Raw genomic sequence first — 17,127 nt, forward strand, 5'->3', positions numbered from 1 at the left:
CCGCATGCGCGAGTTGTTGTTGAACGGAAACCAGCACACTCGACGGCCGCCATGAGCGCGGGTGCGAACGAAATCGCACCCGCCGCATGACTCGTCAGCCAATCACGAAATCCGTCGCCACCGCCGTGTGCGCGCCGCCGAGGCGGGCGAACTCGACCTGCGCCACGCCACCCAGACCGTCGGCATCGTAGAACAGCGAGCCGGAGGTGGTATCGAGGATGATGTGCTGGTTGCCGTTGCTGGCCACCGCGCCGGCGCCCGCCAGGAAATTGTCGGCATCCAGCACGCCATCGGTGGCCTGCAAAGCGGAGAAGATGTCGAGATTGAGTTGGAACAGGTCGGCGCCGCTGACGAAGTCGCTGATGGTATCGACATTGGTACTGTCACTGAGCGCGTTGTCGAACACGAAGGTGTCCGCTCCGGCGCCACCGGTGAGAGCGTCGTTGCCGTCGCCACCGGCGATGAAATCTTCGCCCGCGCCGCCGTCGATGCTGTCGTTGTGTGCGCTGCCGATGACGCTGTCGCCCGAGGCGCCCGTGCTGATGCTGACGCCCTGGTCTGCCAGCCCGGCGTCGACCTGGTCGATCTTGCTGCCGGTGACGATGCTTGTGGTGCCATCGCCGGCAATCACCGACAAGGTGCCATTGGCGGCGTCCGCCTGCAGGTTCTCGAAGTTGAGATAGGTACCGAAACCGCTCAACTGGTCGACGCCGTTGGAGAAGTCCAGTTGCCGCGAGCCGGCGCCCGCGCCGATGACCAGCGTGTCGAGATCGGTGCCGCCGTCGATGGTCACCGCCGCCAGGGTGGTGATGGCGAACGAATCGTTGCCGGCGCCGAGGTTGATGCTGTCGCCAGCGCTCACGCCGCCCAGCAGCGTGTCGTTGCCGCTGCCGAGCGTGACGATGTCGGCGCCGCCATGCAGGATGACGGTGAGGTCAGTGGTGTAGGCGCTGGCATCGACCGTCACCGCATCGTTGGCGCCGGCCTGGCTGATGTCGACCGTGGCCACACCGGCGGCCATGGCGTTGGCCGCCAGCACCACGCCCTGCGCATCGTCGCCGGCATCGACGCCGAAGCGGAACACCTCGACGCTGCTCATCTGGGCGAAATCGGCATCCGCCACGTCGGCATCGCTATCGAGGAGGAGCACATCGACGCCGCCGCCCGCCGCGATGGCGAGATTGCCGCTCAGCCGTGCGTCGGTGACATGGAACAGGTCCGCGCCGCTACCGGTGGTGATGTCGTCGTCATGCACACCGTCGTTGTCGGCGCCGATGGTGATGATGTTGTCGCCGTTACCGGCATCGACCACGCTGCCGCCGGTGCCGAGCACGATGGAGTCCGCGGCGCCATTGGTGACGATGGTCAGCGCATTGGCAAAACCGCTGGCGTCGATCGCGATCGCATCATCGCTGCCGGCAAAGCGTGCGTCGATGCGATTGACACCGGCCGCCGCGGCGAGACCCGCGACGGTGATGCTTTGCGCGTTGTCGGCCGCGTCGAAATCGAACATCACCTGTTCGAGAGCGGTCATCAGGGTGAAGTCGGCGTCGCTCACGGCGCTGTCCGACGCCAGGTTCAAGGCATCGATGCCGTTGCCGGCGGCGATCTCCAGATGACTGCTGAGCTGCGCCGCGAGCACGAAAACCTGGTCATGGCCGTCGCCGGCCGTGATGTGATCGTCGGTCACGCCGTCATTGGCCGCGCCCACGGTGATGACATCGTTGCCGTTGCCGCTGTCGACCACGCTGCCGCCGCTGCCGAGCGTGATGTCGTCATCGCCCGCGCCGGTGTTGATGGTCAGCGCGTTGCTGAACGTGGACAGGCGCAGCGCAAGGCTGTCGCCACTGTCGAGCGTGGTGCTGTCGATGGTGGTGAGGCCCATGGCCTCGGCATCGGCGCCGAGGAACACGAGTTGCGCATCGTCGGCCGCATTGCCACTCAGCTTCAGCACTTCGACGCCCGTCATGCCGGCGAATTCGCCGAACGCGATATCCGCATCGCTCGTCACCTCCAGCGTATCGACGCCGTTGCCCGCCGCCACGCCGAGCAGGCTGCCAAGCTTGCCGTCGTCGACCTTGATCAAGTCGTCGCCGCCGCCGGTCGTGACGCTGTCGGTCGCGGCGCCGACCGTGACGGTGTTGGCGCCGTTACCGGCATTGACCACGCTGCCACCGGCGCCGAGCACGATGATGTCATCGCCGCTGCTGGTGGTGAGGGTGAGCCCGGCGCTGAACGCCGCCGCGTCGACAGACACCGCGTCATTCGCACCGACGTCACTGGCGTCGATGGTGGTGAAGCCCGCGCCGAGCGCATTGCCGGCAAACTCCACGCTCTGCGCGTTGTCCGCCGCGTCGCCCTTCAGCACCAACACCTCCAGCGTGGTGATGCCGGCGAGATCCGCGTCGGCCAACGAGACATCGTCCGTCACCTCGAGCCGGTCCGTGCCGTCATCGCCGGACACCGTCAGGTGCGCGCTGAGCTGCGAATCGACGAGTTCCACCCGATCGCTGCTGGCGCCGAGATGGATGACGTCGTCGTGCACGCCGTCGTTGTCCGCGCCAACGGTCACATGGTCGACGCCCGCGTCGGCGTTGACGACGCTGCCGCCGGTGCCCAGCAACACCACTTCGCTGCCGGCGCCGCCGTCGATGGTCAAGGCATTGGCAAAGCCCGTGCTGTCGATATTGACGCTCTCGCCGCTGCCCACCAGCGTGGTGTCGAGATGGGTGAAGCCGGCCGCCGCCGCGTTGGCGGCCAGGGTCACGCTCTGCACGTGATCCGCGGCGTCGACGCCGAGTTTGAGTACTTCCATGGTGGTGACATTGGCGAGGTCGGCGTCGGCCACCGAGGCGTCGGTCGACACCAACAGGATATCGCCCGTGGTGTGCGCGCCGCCGTCGACGAACAAGGCCGCGCTCAATTCACTGTCTTCGACGTCGACGATATCGTCGCCGCCCGCACCCGCCACGACCTGGTCGCCGGCGCCGACATGTACGAGGTCGTCGCCGCCCGAACCGGTGATGGCCAGGCCGCTGATGGCATTGGCGATGAAATCGGTGGCGCTGACCAGGCTCACCTTCTCGACATTGACGACGCTGGCGCCCATCAGCACGGCGCCGCCGCCGGTCACGCTGAGGGTGTCGCCCGCGCCGGTGTCGGCGCCGCCGTCGATGTCGGCCGCGATGGTGGTGGCGGAGACATGGATGGTGTCGTCGCCCGCGCCGGTATCGATGTCGTCCTGGCTAGCGCCGGCCGTGACGGTGTCGTCGCCGAGGCCACTGGTGACCGTGCTGCCGGCGCTACCGAGGGTGATGACATCGTCGCCCGCACCGCTCGCGATCGACAGGCCCGCGCTGAAGGCGCTGGCATCGATGCTGATGCCATCGTCACTGCCGGCGGCGGTGGTATCGACCGCGAGCAGTCCGGCGCTGTGCGCGAGGCTGCCGAGCACGATGCTCTGGGCATCATCGCCGGCATCGGCGCTGAGCGTGAGCCGCTCGATGCCGCGCAGGTTGGTGAAATCGGCATCCGATACCGTGGCGTCGCTGATGACTTCCAAGGTGTCGGTGCCGAGACCGCCGATCACGCTGAGATTGGCGGTCAGTCGCGCGTCCGTGGTCTTGACCAGGTCGTTGCCGTCGCCGCTATCGATATCGTCGTTGTTGCTGCCGTCGTTGGCCGCGCCCACCGTGACGGTGTCCGCGCCGTCCAGGGTGGTGACGAACGTACCGCCGCTGCCGAGGATCACCACGTCGTCGCCGAGGCTGGTGGTGATGGTGAGGCCATGGCTGAAGGCACTGGCGTCGATGCTGAGCGCGTCGGTGCTGATGATGCCGATGCCGTCGACGGTGTGGATGCCCGCCGCTTCGGCATTGGCGCCGAGCACCACGCTCTGCGCGTCATCCGCGGCATCGACCGTCAAGGTCAGGACTTCGACGCTGGTCAGGCCCGCCAGGTCGGCGTCGGCCAGCGACGCATCGCTGGTGATCCTGATTTCATCGCGACCAGCGCCGGCGCTGAAGCTGAAGTTGGCACTGAGCTGCGCATCGGCGAGGTTCACCACGTCAGCGCCGGTGCCGGTGGTGATGTGATCGTCGTGCACACCGTCGTTGTCGGCGCCGACGAACACGGTGTTGTCACCACCGCCGGCATTGACCACGCTGCCGCCGCCACCGAGCGTGATGAGGTCATCACCGGCGGCGCTCTGGATGGTCAGTGCATTGGCGAAGGCGCTGGCGTCGACTGTCAAAACATCGCCGGCGCCGAGCGCGGTGGCGTTGAGCGTGGTCAGGCCGGCGCTTGCCGCGTGCGCCGCGAGCGTCACCGACTGCGCATCGTCGGCGGCGTTGCCGGACAGCTTCAGCACTTCGACGCTCGTCACCTGCGTCAGCGCGGCATCGAGTACCGCCGCGTCGTCGGTCACTTCCAGGGTATCGGTGCCGGCGCCGGCGCTGACCAGGAGCGCGTTGCTGAAACGCGCGTCGTCGGTCTTGATGAGATCGTTGCCGGCGCCGGTGGTGATCTCGTCGTCGTGCACGCCGTCGTTGGCGGCGCCCACCACGATGGTGTTGTTGCCGTCGCCGGCATGCACGATGCTGCCGCCGGCGCCCAGGGTGATGACATCGTTGGCCGCGCCGGTATCGATGCTGAGCGCATTGGCGAAGCCCTGCGCATCGATCACGATGACATCGTCGCCACCCGCCGAAGTCGCATCCACGCTGCCGATGCCGGCCGCCGCCGCCGCGCTGTCCAGGGTCAGGGTATGCAGGTTGCCGCCGGCGTCGGCGATGACTTCCAGTTTCTCGACGCGGGCGAGATGGGTGAAATCCGCGTCGACCACCGCGACGTCGCCGTTCAGGCGCAGCACGTCGAAGTCCTCACCGCCGTCGAGCACGAAATTCGCGGTGAAGTTGTCGCTGTCGATGTGGATGATGTCGTTGCCGGTGCCGGTATCGAGGTGATCGTCCAGCGTGCCGTCATTGACGGCGGCGCTGAACACCGTGTCGTTGCCATCGCCGCTATTGACGGTGCTGCCGCCGGCGCCGAGGAAGATGACATCGGTGCTGGCCGCCGAGACGATGCCGAGCGCGGCATTGAATCCGGCCGCGTTGATGGTGAGGCTGTCGTCGGCGCCTATGCCGAGCGCGTCGACCGTGGTGATGCCGGCGCCGACCGCGGCGCTGCCCAAGGTCAGGCTCTGATCATCGTCCGCCGCGTTGGCCACCAGCTTGAGGGTTTCCAGGGCGTCGACGCCGCCGAAGTCGACATCGACCAGCGCGGCGTCGGTGTTGACTTCCAGCGTGTCGCTGCCGGCGCCGGCGTCGAGCGTGAGATGGCTATTGACCTGGGCGCTGGTGGCCACGATGCGATCGGCGCCCGCGCCGGCGGTGATGACATCGTCGTGCACGCCGTCGTTGGCGGCGCCAAGCGTGATGTCGTTGTCGCCGTCGCCGGCGTCGACCACGCTGCCGCCGGCGCCGAGCACGATGACATCGTCACCGGCCGCGGTGTCGATGGCGAGCGCGTTGGCGAAGCCGCTGGCGTCAATGCCGATGGCGTCGTTCGGCGCCGACGCCGCTGGCGTCGACGTGGGTGAGCCCGGCGCTCGCCGCTTGCGCGCCGAGCACCACGCTCTGCGCGTTGTCGCCGGCGTCGGCCGACAAGCCCAGGACCTCGACGCTGACGAGTTGGCTGAAGTCGGCATCGACCACGCTCGCGTCGCTCGTCACCTCCACGGTGTCGAGGCCGGTGCCGGCGTTGATCGACAGCTGATCGGTCAACTGCGCATTGGTGCTGCGCACCCGGTCGTCGCCGCTGCCGGCGGTGATGGCATCGTCGGTCACGCCGTCGTTGACGGCGCCGACGGTGATGATGTTGTTGCCGTTGCCGGCATTTACCGTGCTGCCGCCGCCACCGAGTTCGATGACGTCGGCCGCCGCGCCGCTCGTGACGTTCAGGGCGTTGGCAAAGGCGCGCGCATCCAGGTGCAGCACGTCGTCACTGCCGCCGGGCGTGGCGTCGATGCTGGCCAGGCCACTGGCCGCCGCCGCGCTGCCGAGAGTGATTTCGTTGAGGTTGCCGCTCGCGTCGGCAATCAGCGCGATGGCTTCGACACTGGTGACCTGCGTGAAATCGGCGTCCACCACCGACACGTCGAGATTGATACGCAGGGTATCGTTGGCATTGCCGCCATCGAGCACCAGGTGCTCGGTGAACAGGGCGCTGTCGACCTGCACTGCATCGGCGCCGAGGCCGGTGCTGATCACGTCATGGGTGTCGGCATCGTTGGCCGCGCCCACCACCACCAGATCGTTGCCGTCGCCGCTGTCGACCACGCTGCCGCCGGCGCCCAGCGTGATGGCATCGGCGCCAGCCGCGGTGTTGATGGTCAAGGCGCCGCTGAATGCCTGGCTGTCGATGGTGAGGGCGTCGTCGCCGCCGGCGGCGGTGCCGTCGACGGTGGTGACGCCGGCCGCCAGCGCCGCCGTGCCGAGCGTGATGCCCTGGGCGTCGTCGCCCGCATCGGTCGTCAGCGCGAGGATTTCCACGCCTGCGAGACCCGCGAGGTCAGCGTCGACAATGTCGGCGTCGCTGGTGAGCTCGAGCGTATCGCTGCCGGCGCCCGCCGACACCGACAGGAAATGGGTGAGTTGCGCATCGCTGACCAGCACGCGGTCGTTGCCGCCCTGCGTGACGATGCTGTCGTCTTGGCTGCCGTCGTTGGCGCCACCGACGGTGATGACGTTGTTGCCTCCCCGCGCGTCGACCACGCTGCCGCCGCTGCCGAGCACGAGCTGGTCGTCGCCGGCGCCGGTATCGATGGCGAGCGCATTGTTGAAGGCGCTGGCATCGACGCTGATGTCGTCGTTGGTGGCGGTGTCGACCACCGCCACGCCGGTGAGGCCGGCGGCCATGGCGTTGGCGCCCAAGGTCACGGCCTGGGCGTCATCACCGGCATCGGCGCCGAGCAGCAGGCGCTCGACGCTGACGAGTCCGGCGAGATCCGCGTCGACCACGCTGGCGTCGCTCGTGACTTCCAGCGAGTCGCTGCCACCGCCGGCGGAGATGTCGAGGTTGCCCGTCAGTCGCGCATCGCTGACCAGGAAGTAATCGTCACCGCCGGCGCTGGTGATGTTGTCGTCTTGAATGCCGTCGTTGGCGGCGCCGACGGTGACGGTGTTGTCACCCGCGCCGGCATTGACGGTGCTGCCACCGGCGCCGAGCACGATGTGATCGGCGCCCGCACCGGTGTTGATGGCGAGGGCGGCGCTGAAGCCACTGGCGTCGATGGTGATGTCATCGTCGGCGCCGGCGGCGGTGGTGTCGATGGCGAGCAGGCCACCGGCTTCGGCAGCTGCGCCGACCGTCACGCTCTGCGCATCATCGGCGGCATCGGCCGCGAGCTGCAGGGTTTCGATGCTCACCACCTGGGCGAAATCGCCGTCGATCACGGTGGCATCGCTGGTGACGGCCAAGGTGTCGCCGCTGTTGGCGGCGCCACCGTCGACGCTCAAGGTGCCGGCCAGCACGGCGTCGCTGACCTTGATGACATCGTCGCCGCCCGCACCCGCGACCACCTGGTCGGCGGCGCCGACGGTGATGGTGTCGTCGCCGGCCGAACCGGTGATGCGCAGGCCGCCAAGTGCGTTGGCGGTGAAATCGGTGGCCACCGCCAGTGATACGTTCTCGATGCCGACCGCGGTCACGCTCATGCCCAGCGTGCCGCCGCCGAGCACGTTCAAGGTGTCGCCGGTGGCGGTGTTGGCGCCGGCGTCGATGGCCGAGTTCAGCGTCGCGGCGGTGACGTTGATGACGTCATCGCCGGCGCCGGTGGAAACATCGTCGTTGGCGGCGCTGACCGTGACATCGTCGTCACCGCTGCCGGTGACGATGACGCCGCCCGCGCTGCCGGTGATCACGGTCAGATCGACCGTGGCGTTGCCGGCCGCGAGATTTTCGAAATTGCGATAGCTGCCGGTCTCGGCGGCAATCTGATCGTTGGTGTTGGAAAAATCGATGCTCAGCGCGCTGCCGCCGGCGCCCACCACCAGCGTGTCGCTGTCGTCGCCACCATCGACCGACGAGCCCGCACCGTTCAAAGCCTGGTAGGTGAAGGTGTCGTCACCGCCTTCGAGATTGAGGGCATCGCCCGCGCTCACCACGCCGATGATGTCGTCGCTGCCGGCGCCGGCGTTGACGATGTCAGCGCCGGCGCCGAGCGTGATGATGTCAGCGAAGCCGGAGCCCAGCACCTGGTTGGCGCCGTCACCAAGATTGACCGTGACGCCCTGGGCCGCCGCGCTGGCGTCGAGGTTGTCGTTACCACTGCCCGCCACCACGGTGGTGGTGCGCGTATCGGCGGTGATGTTGTTGTTGCCGGCACCGCCATCAAGGCTCTCACCGCCGGACAGGGAGTCGTTGCCCGAGCCGGTACGGACCGTTGCGGTGTTCTCACCGCCAATCACCACCAAGGTCGCGCTCGAGGCCGAGCCGTCGAGGTTTTCAAAGCCGGTGTAAGAGCCGGTGCCGCCGACCTGGTCGCCGGCCGCCGACAAGTCGACGACGATCACGCCGCTGCCGCCCATCACCAGGGTATCGGCGCCGGCGCCGGCATCGACGCTGACGCTCTGGCTGCGGAATGTGATGGTGTCGTCGCCACTGCCGGTGGTCACGGCGGTGGTGGAGGCGCTCATCACGACGGTGATGGCGTCATCGACGCCCGCCGCACCAGCGGCCAGGTTCTCGAAATTGCTGTAGGTGCCGGTGCCGCCGGCCAGGATCTGTTGCTGGTTGGTGCGTGAGAAATCAAAGCTCATGGCGCCGCTGGTCGCGGTTACCGTGAGGGTGTCCACGCCGCCGCCGGTGCCGCCATCGACGGTGGCGGTCACCGCTGCATAGGTCGCGGTATCGGCGCCGCCTTCGTAATTAATGGTGTCGCCCGCGCCGAAATTGGTGACGGTATCGCTGCCGCCACCGGCATTGACCAGGTCCGCATCGTTGTCGACACCGACGTCGATGACATCGTTGCCGGCGCCGCCGGTGACGGTGTCGGCGCCGGTCCCGGCACTGACGTTTGCGCCACCGACCACGGCCGCCACGCTCAAGTCGTCCGCGCCGGCGCCGCCGCGCACTTCCTCGACCGTCGCGGTGGCGGTGAACGTTGCGCCGTTGACCACGCCGGTCAGATCGATCACTTCAAAGTTGTTGATGGTGCCGCCGATGGCACTGACGCCAGGTGCGCTGCTGGTCACCACCACGGTATCGCGCGCACCGCCGCCGTCGAGTACCGCACCGGCAAGTTGCGTATCAATGGCAGTGATGACGTCGATGCCGCTGCCACCGCTGACGTCCTGGCCATTGGCGCCCAGCGTGAAACTGTTGCCGCCATTGGCGAGCTGGTAGCTTTCGACCTCGGCCGCGCCGCTGACGCTGCCGGCATCGGTCAAGGTCACGGTGTTGGCGCCGGCCGCGCTGGCCAGCAATGCGTGCTGCGCGATGCTCATGCTGGCGTCGACGTTGCTGCCAAGCTGCAGCGTCTCGACGCTCGTCAAGGTGGCGGTGGAAATATTGGTGGCGGTGGTGTCGACCACCAGCGTGTCACTGCCGCCGCCCAGCGCCAGCGTGCCGCTGACGCTGGTCAAGGCGCCCGTGTGCACCACGTCCGCGCCACTGCCGCCCGTCACGTTCTGCGCCGCGGCGGCCAGCGTGAAGATGTTGCCGCCATCGGCCAGCTGGTAATTCTCGACCTGCGCGGCGCCGCTCGCCGTGCCGGCATCCGACAGGGTGACGGTATTGCTGCCGGCCGCGGTCGTGATCAGGGCGTTGTTGGTGATGCTGGTCGTCAGGTTGACGTTGTTGGCCAGGATCACCGCATCGATGTTGGTCAAGGTCGCGGACAGTGTGCCGCTCAGTTCGACCGTCAGCGTGTCATTACCGCTCACGCCGTCCAGCGTGCCGCTGACGGTGGTGAGGGCGCCGGTCTTCAAGCTGTCATCGCCCGTGCCGCCGGTCACGTTCTGCGCACTCGCGCCAAGCGTGAAGGTGTTGCTGCCGTTGGCCAGCACGTAGTTCTCCACTTCCGCCGCGCCGCTCGCAACGCCGGCCGCGTCGAGCGTCACGGTATTGCTGCCGAGCGCGCTGCCGACCAGGGCATTGTTGGCGATGCTGGTGGTGAGGTTGACGTTGTTGGCGAGATTGAGCGCGTCGATGTTGGTGAGCGTGGCCGTGACGGTCGCGTTCTGTTCGACGGTCAACGTGTCGTTGCCGGAGACGCCGTCCAGCGTGCCGCTGACGGTGCTCTGTGCGCCGCTCTTCAAGCTGTCGTCGCCCGTGCCACCGCTGACGTTCTGCGCGCTCGCGCCGAGCGTGAAGGTGTTGGCGCCGTTGGCGAGCACGTAGCTTTCGACTTCCGCCGCGCCACTCGCGACGCCGGCCGCGTCGAGCGTGACGGTATTGCTGCCGAGCGCAGTCGCAATCAGTGCATTGTTGGCGATGCTGGTGGTGAGGTTGACGTTGTTGGCGAGATTGACCGCGTCGATGTTGCCGAGGCTTGCCGACAGGGTCGCGCTCTGCTCCATGGTCAGCGTGTCGTTGCCGCTGCCGCCGTCCAAGGTGCCACTGACGGTGGTGAGCGCGCCGCTCGTCAAGGCGTCGTCGCCGCTGCCGCCGCTGACATTCTGCGCACTTGCGCCGAGGGTGAAGCTGTTGCTGCCGTTGGCCAGCACGTAGTTCTCGACCTCCGCCGCGCCGCTGGCGGTGCCGGCCGCCGACAGGGTCACGGTGTTGGTGCCGAGCGCCGCGGCCAGCAGCGCATTGTTGACGAGGCTGGTGGTGATGCTGACGTTGTTGGCGAGATCGATGGCCTCGACCGAGTTCAAGGTCGCCGCCGCGATGTTGGCGCCGGTGGTGTCGACCACCAGCTTGTCGTTGCCGACGCCCAGCGACAGGGTGCCGCTGACGGTCGCCAGCGCGCCGCTGTGCACGACATCGTCACCGCTGCCGCCCGTGACGTTCTGCGCCGCCGCGCCGAGCGTGAAACTGTTGGCGCCGTCGGCCAACACGTAGTTCTCGACCGCCGCCGCGCCGCTGGCCGTGCCCGCCTCCGCGAGCGTGACGGTGTTGGTGCCGGTGGCGGTGTTCAACAAGGCATTGTTGGCGATGCTGGTGGTGAGGTTGACGTTGTTGCCGAGATTGACCGCGTCGATGTTCGACAGCGTGGCGCTCAGGGTGGCGCTGGCGTCGACGTTGACGACGTCGTTGCCGCTGGCGCCGTTCAACACGCCCGACACGGTGACTTGCGCGCCGGTATTGAAGGCGTCGTCACCGCTGCCGCCGGTGACATTCTGTGCCGCTGCGCCCAGCGTGAAGGTGTTGCCGCCATCGGCGAGCTGGTAATTCTCGACCTCGGCCTGGCCGGTGGCGCTGCCGGCATCGCTCAAGGTCACGGTATTGGTACCGAGCGCGCCGGTGACGAGCGCGTTCTCGGCGATGGTCATGGTGGCGTCGACATTGTTGCCGAGCGTGACAGCTTCGACCGAAGTCAGGCCGAGGCCGCTGATGTCGGTGTCAGTGGTATCCACCACCAGCGTGTCGGCGCCGCCGCCGAGCGACAGGAGGCTGGTCAGCGAAGCGAGCGTGCCGGTATGCACGACGTCGTCGCCGCTGCCGCCGTCCACGGCCTGCGCGGCCGCGCCCAGGGTGAAGCTGTTGGCGCCATTGGCCAGCACGTATTTCTCGACGCTGGCCGCGCCGCTGGCGGTGCCGGCGTCGGACAGGGTCACGGTGTTGTCGCCCAGCGCGGCGTCGAGCAGCGCGTTTTGCGCCAGCGTGATGGTGGCGTCGACGTCGTTGGCCAAGGCCAGGTGTTCGACCGCGGTCAGGGTGGCGGCGCTCAGATCGGTGAGATCGGTGTCCAGCACCACGCTGTCATCACCGCCGTCGAGCGTGTAGGTACCGGTCAAGGCGGTGAATGCGCCGCTGTGCACCACGTCGTCGCCGCTACCACCGATCACCGACTGGCTGTCGCTGCCGAGCGTGAAGGTATTGCCGCCGTCGGCGAGGCGATAGGCCTCGATCTCGGCCGCGCCGGTCAGGGTGCCGGCGTCGAGCAGGGTCACGAAGTTGCTGCCCGCCGCGCTGCCGATCAGGGCGTTGTCGGCGATGATGGTGGTGAGGTCGACGTTGCTGGCGATGGCAATAGTGTCGATGTCGGTCAGCGTGGCGCTCAACTGCATGCTGCTCTGGATGTTGAGCACGTCGTTACCGCCGCCGCCAACCAGCGTGCCGGTGAGACTGGTGAGTGCATCGCTGTTGAACACGTCATCGCCGCTGCCGCCGCTGACGTTCTGCGCGCTCGCGCCGAGCGTGAAGTCGTTGCCGCCATCGGCAAGCTGATAGCTTTCGATGTCGACATTGCCGGTCACGGTGCCGGCATTGGTCAAGGTCACGCTGTTGACGCCCACCGCACTGGTGATGAGATTGTCGGTGTCGATGTCGGTGGTGACATCGACGCCGCTGGCCAGATGCACGGCATCGATGTTGAAGAGCGTGGCGGCGACCGTCGCGTCGCTTTCAATCAGCAGCACGTCATCGCCGCCGACACCCTCCAGGACACCTGTGACGCTGGCGAGCGTGCCGCTCTTGATGGAATCGTCGCCGCTGCCGCCGATCACGCTCTGCGCCGCCGCGCCCAGGGTAAAGGTGTTGGCGCCATCGGCGAGCCGGTAGATCTCGACCTCCGCCGCGCCGCTGGCGGTGCCCGCCGCGACCAATGTGACGGTGTTGACACCGGCGGCGCCGGCCACCAGCGCGTTCTGCGCGATGCTCATGCTGGCGTTGACGTCGGTGGCGAGCACCACGGATTCGACGGCGCTCAAGGTCATGGCGCTGATGTCGGTGGCGGTGATGTCGATGACCAGCGCGTCGCTACCGCCGCCCAGTGCGAGCGTGCCGGTGAGATTCGACAGGCCGTTGGTATGCACGGTGTCATTGCCGGTGCCGCCGGTGACGTTCTGCGCGCCCGCGCCGAGCGTGAAATCGTTGACGCCGTTGGCGAGACGGTAGCTCTCGACCTCGGCCGCGCCCTGCGCGGTGCCGGCCGCGGCGAGCGTCACGGTGTTGGTGCCGGCGGCGCTGTCGAGCAGCGCGTTCTGCGCGATCGACAGCGTGGCGTCGACGTTATTGGAAATCACCAGGTGTTCAACGCCGCTCAAGGTGGCGCCGGCAAGATGGGTATTGGTGGTGGTGACCACCACGCTGTCATCGCCCGCGCCCAGCGCGATGGCGGCCGTGACGGTGGTCAGGGCGCCGGTATTGACGGTGTCGTCGCCGCTGCCGGTGGTGACGGCGCGGGTCTGCGCGCCCAAGGTCACGGTGAGCGCGCCGTCGGCGCTCGCGCCGTCGAGATTTTCGAGATTCTTGTAGGTGCTGGCGCTGCTGACCTGGTCGGCGCCCGCCGCCACCGCGAAATTGATGGTCAGCGCGCCGGCGCCGGCGCCCACCTCGAGTTCGTCGATGCCGGCCCCGGCATCGACCGTGTCGGTGCCCGCGCCATACACGATGGTATCGGCGCCGGCACCGGTGGTGACGCGATCGTTGCCCGCGCCGGCATCGACGCGCACACCGCCGGTGGCGGTGGTGGCGGTGATGATGTCGGCGCCGCTGCCGCCGCTGATGCGCGTGGTGGTGGTGGCGCCGGTCACGGTCACGGCGCCGGTCGCGGCGCTGGCATCGAGGTTCTCGAACGCCTTGTAAAGGCCGGTCTCCGCCGACACGTTGTCGGCGGCGCTGGCGAAGTTGAAGGTCTTGGCGGTGCTGCCGGTGTACTGCAGGGTGTCGACGCCGGTGCCGCCATCGACCAGCGTGCCGGTGGCGCTCAGGGCGCGATACAGGAAGGTATCGCTGCTGCCTAGCAGCAGCACCTGGTCGCCGGCGGTCAGCGCGCCGTTGACGGTGTCGGCACCGTTGCCGGCATTGATGACGTCCTTGCCGGAACCAAGCGTGAAGGTGTCGGCGAAAGCCGAGCCGGTGACGGTGTTGATGCCGTTGCCGGCATTGACGGTCACACCCTGGGCGGCGGCGGCGACGTTGATGACGTCCGCGCCGGCGCCGGTGGTGACACGCGTGGTGCCGGCCACGCCGGTCACGGTCAATGCACCTGTCGCGGCGCTGCCATTGATGTTCTCGAAATTGGTGTACTTGCCGGCCAGTGCGCCGTTGTCGTCGCTGGCGGCGAAGTTGAAGGTCTGCGCGGCCGAGCCACGCACCACCAGGGTGTCGGAGCCCGCGCCGCCGTCGACCGTGACGGCGATGGCGGTGGTCGGCAGGTTGATGGTGTCGTCGCCGCCATCGAGCAGCACGCGGTCGCCCACGGTCAGGTTGCCGACGATGGTGTCGTTGCCACCGCCACCGCGGATATTGTCGGTGCCCGTGCTCAAGGTGATGGAGTCGTTGCCGGCGCCGCCGGTGATGGTGTTGTTGCCGGCGCCGGCCTTGATGCTGACGGCGCCGGTGGCGGCGGCGACATTGATGACGTCATTGCCGGCGCCGGTCGTCACCGCGGTGGTGGCGGCGACGCCGGTGAAAGTGAGCGCGCCGGTGGCGGTGCTGGCCGACAGGTTCTCGAAGCCGGTGAAATGGCTGTTGGTGGCAAGGTTGATGGTCGCCGCGCCGCCGGTGTGGAGCAGCGTATCGACATCCGCGCCGCCGCTCACCACGCCGCTCGCGCTGCTGGCGAAGGTCGCGGTGTCGTTGCCGATGCCGAGATCTATAGTGTCGCCGGCGCCGATGGCGCCGTTGACGCGGTCATTGCCCGCGCCGGTGCTGACACTGTCGGCGCCCGCGCCCAGGGTCACGGTGTCGAGACCGCTGCCGGTCGCGATCACGCTGCCGGCGGCATTGGCGGTGACGGTCAGGTTCTTGTCCCAGGCGCCCGCGTCGAGGTTCTCGAAATTCTGCCACGACGCCCCGGCCGGCGCGCCGGCACTGACCTGGTTGGCGTTGGCGGCGGCAAGGTTGATGGTCATGGCCGTGCTGGCGGCCGGTGCCGACAGCAGATCGGTGTCGAGCTTCAGCGTATCGCTGCCGCCGCCGGCGTTGACGCTCGCGACCACGTCGCGAAAGGCGACGGTGTCGGCGCCGCTGCCGGTGACTATCGAGGTGCTGGCCGCGGCCAGCGTGACGTCGAGATTGCCGCTGGCGGTGGCGGCGTCGAGGTTTTCGAAAGCACTGTAGGTGACGTCCGGCGAACCGCTGGTGACCTGCTGGCCGGCCTGCGAGAAATCGATGGTGAGGGCGTCGCCGCCGGTGACCCGGAGGGTGTCCGCGCCGGTGCCGGCGTCGACCGAGGCACTGCCGGCCAGGGTCTTGAACAGGAAGATTTCGCTGCTGCCGTCGCCGAGCGCCAGGGCATCGCCGTCCTGGAGTTGGTAGCTGAAGGTCTTGCTGCCCTCGAGCGTGCCTTCCGCGTTCTGCACCTGCACCTGCATGTCGAAGGTGCCGGCAAAGCCCGGGGCCGGCACGAAACCCAGGTGCGCCAGGGTCGGCGTCAGGCTCGCTTCGTCGCCCACCAGGCGATACTGGCCGCCGCCGAGATCCTCCAGCGGCAGGTTGTCGGTGGTGGCGGGCACGAATTCGAGCGTGCCGGCGGTCGGCGCGATGTCGAACACGATGGTGATGGTGCCAGTGCCGCCGGGCACCATGTCCGTGAGGTCCAGGAGCGCCGTGCGAAATTCTTCAGCGGCGTTCAGGTTCGAAAGTGTCGGCGTGGCCATGGCAAAACGTCTCCCATTAAATTGCGGGCAGCACAATGCCGCCGCGACTATTCCCTAGCCGGAATAGCGGCTGACATGAAGTGTGGGTTGAACAGTGCCTGGCGGCAGCCCCGAACGCGTGCGCACCCGCCTGCCCGATGAGGCACCCGGCATCGCGCGTCGCGACTCCGCCAGGCACGGGCCGGACCGCATCAACCGTGGCACAATAGCGGCAGTTGCCAGCCAGTATCGTCATGAGTCCGTCCGTGTACTCGATCAAGACTATGTGTGCGTGCGCGTTCGGCGCGGTGTGGCCATGAGCGGCGCGGCAGCGGCGGCCGCGAGCGGCCACCTGTTCGTGGTGTCGGCGCCGTCGGGCGGCGGCAAGACCTCGCTGGTGCGCGCGCTGCTGGAGCGCGCCGGCAACCTCAGGGTCTCGACCTCCCACACCACGCGCGCGCGGCGCGCCGGCGAGCGCGACGGCATCGACTACCACTTCGTCGACCAAACCGCCTTCCAGTCCATGGTCGAGGCCGGCGAGTTCCTCGAGCATGCGCGGGTGTTCGATCATTACTACGGCACCGCGCGCGCGCCGGTCGCCGAACGCCTCGGCGCCGGCGAGGACGTGATCCTGGAGATCGATTGGCAGGGGGCCCGCACCATCCGTGCCGCCATGGCCGCGACCATATCGATATTCATCCTCCCGCCGTCCATCGAAGAGCTGGAGCGGCGCCTGAACAACCGGGGAGACAAGCCTGAAAACATCGTGCGCCGCATGCGCGACGCGGTCAACGAAATGTCACATTTCGGCGAGTACGACTACCTCGTGATCAACGACGACTTCGAGCGCGCGGCCGCATCCCTGGTCTCGATCGTCAGCGCCTCGCGGCTGCGGCGCGAAGTGCAGGTGCAGCGCCATGCCGCCATGCTCGGCCGGCTCGTGGCGCCCTGAGGGTGGCTTTGTTATTATCGCCGGCCCAAGATTTTCATCCGCCCCAGGACTTGCCCCATGGCCCGCGTCACCGTCGAAGATTGCCTGTCCGCCGTCGATAACCGTTTTGACCTCGTACTGGTCGCCAGCCGCCGCGCTCGCCAGATCGCGATGGGCGCCCACCCGCTGGTCGACCCGGAGAATGACAAGCCCACGGTGGTGGCCCTGCGCGAAATCGCCGCGGGCCTCATGAACGCCGAGATCCTCGATGAAATCGACGCCAAGGAGCGTGCCGCCGAGGAATACGAGATGGCTGCCGAGTTCGCCGAACAGCAAGTTGCTGCACCCGACTCCGACAGCGATTTCTGACCCGCGCCGCCCGTCGTCCTCGACGCTCGGAACCATGGCGGGCGGCACATGAAGCACGGGCGCCCAGCCTCTGCC

4 protein-coding genes are annotated in these 17,127 nt (G+C 68.0%); 2 read left to right on the forward strand and 2 right to left on the reverse strand.

Annotated features, from left to right (window positions below; genetic code table 11):
* Positions 1-94 precede the first annotated feature (94 nt).
* Both IPM80_08110 and IPM80_08115 read right to left on the reverse strand, forming a co-directional pair.
* Positions 95-5,488 (reverse strand): hypothetical protein, encoded by a 5,394-nt coding sequence (locus tag IPM80_08110; protein MBK8958389.1) that lies wholly within the window; start codon positions 5,486-5,488, stop codon positions 95-97.
* A 58-nt stretch (positions 5,489-5,546) separates the two neighbouring features.
* A complete protein-coding gene (locus IPM80_08115) occupies positions 5,547-15,773 on the reverse strand; it encodes a calcium-binding protein (GenBank protein ID MBK8958390.1) in 10,227 nt (3,408 codons plus the stop codon).
* A gap of 295 nt (positions 15,774-16,068) precedes the next feature.
* Here IPM80_08115 and gmk point away from each other — a divergent pair, with 295 nt between their 5' ends.
* Both gmk and rpoZ read left to right on the forward strand, forming a co-directional pair.
* Positions 16,069-16,704: a guanylate kinase gene (gmk, locus tag IPM80_08120; GenBank protein MBK8958391.1), complete on the forward strand. Its 636-nt coding sequence runs from the start codon at positions 16,069-16,071 to the stop codon at positions 16,702-16,704.
* A gap of 57 nt (positions 16,705-16,761) precedes the next feature.
* A complete protein-coding gene (gene rpoZ / locus IPM80_08125) occupies positions 16,762-17,052 on the forward strand; it encodes a DNA-directed RNA polymerase subunit omega (GenBank protein MBK8958392.1) in 291 nt (96 codons plus the stop codon).
* Positions 17,053-17,127: the final 75 nt, after the last annotated feature.

The organism is Pseudomonadota bacterium (genome assembly GCA_016719885.1).
Taxonomy (GTDB): domain Bacteria; phylum Pseudomonadota; class Gammaproteobacteria.

What these genes read in the sequence shown, in the direction of transcription:
- gmk (MBK8958391.1), top strand. Translation starts at nt 16,069, where the DNA reads ATGAGCGGCGCGGCAGCGGCGGCCGCGAGCGGCCACCTGTTCGTGGTG.
- rpoZ (MBK8958392.1), top strand. Translation starts at nt 16,762, where the DNA reads ATGGCCCGCGTCACCGTCGAAGATTGCCTGTCCGCCGTCGATAACCGT.
- IPM80_08115 (MBK8958390.1), bottom strand. Translation starts at nt 15,773, where the DNA reads ATGGCCACGCCGACACTTTCGAACCTGAACGCCGCTGAAGAATTTCGC.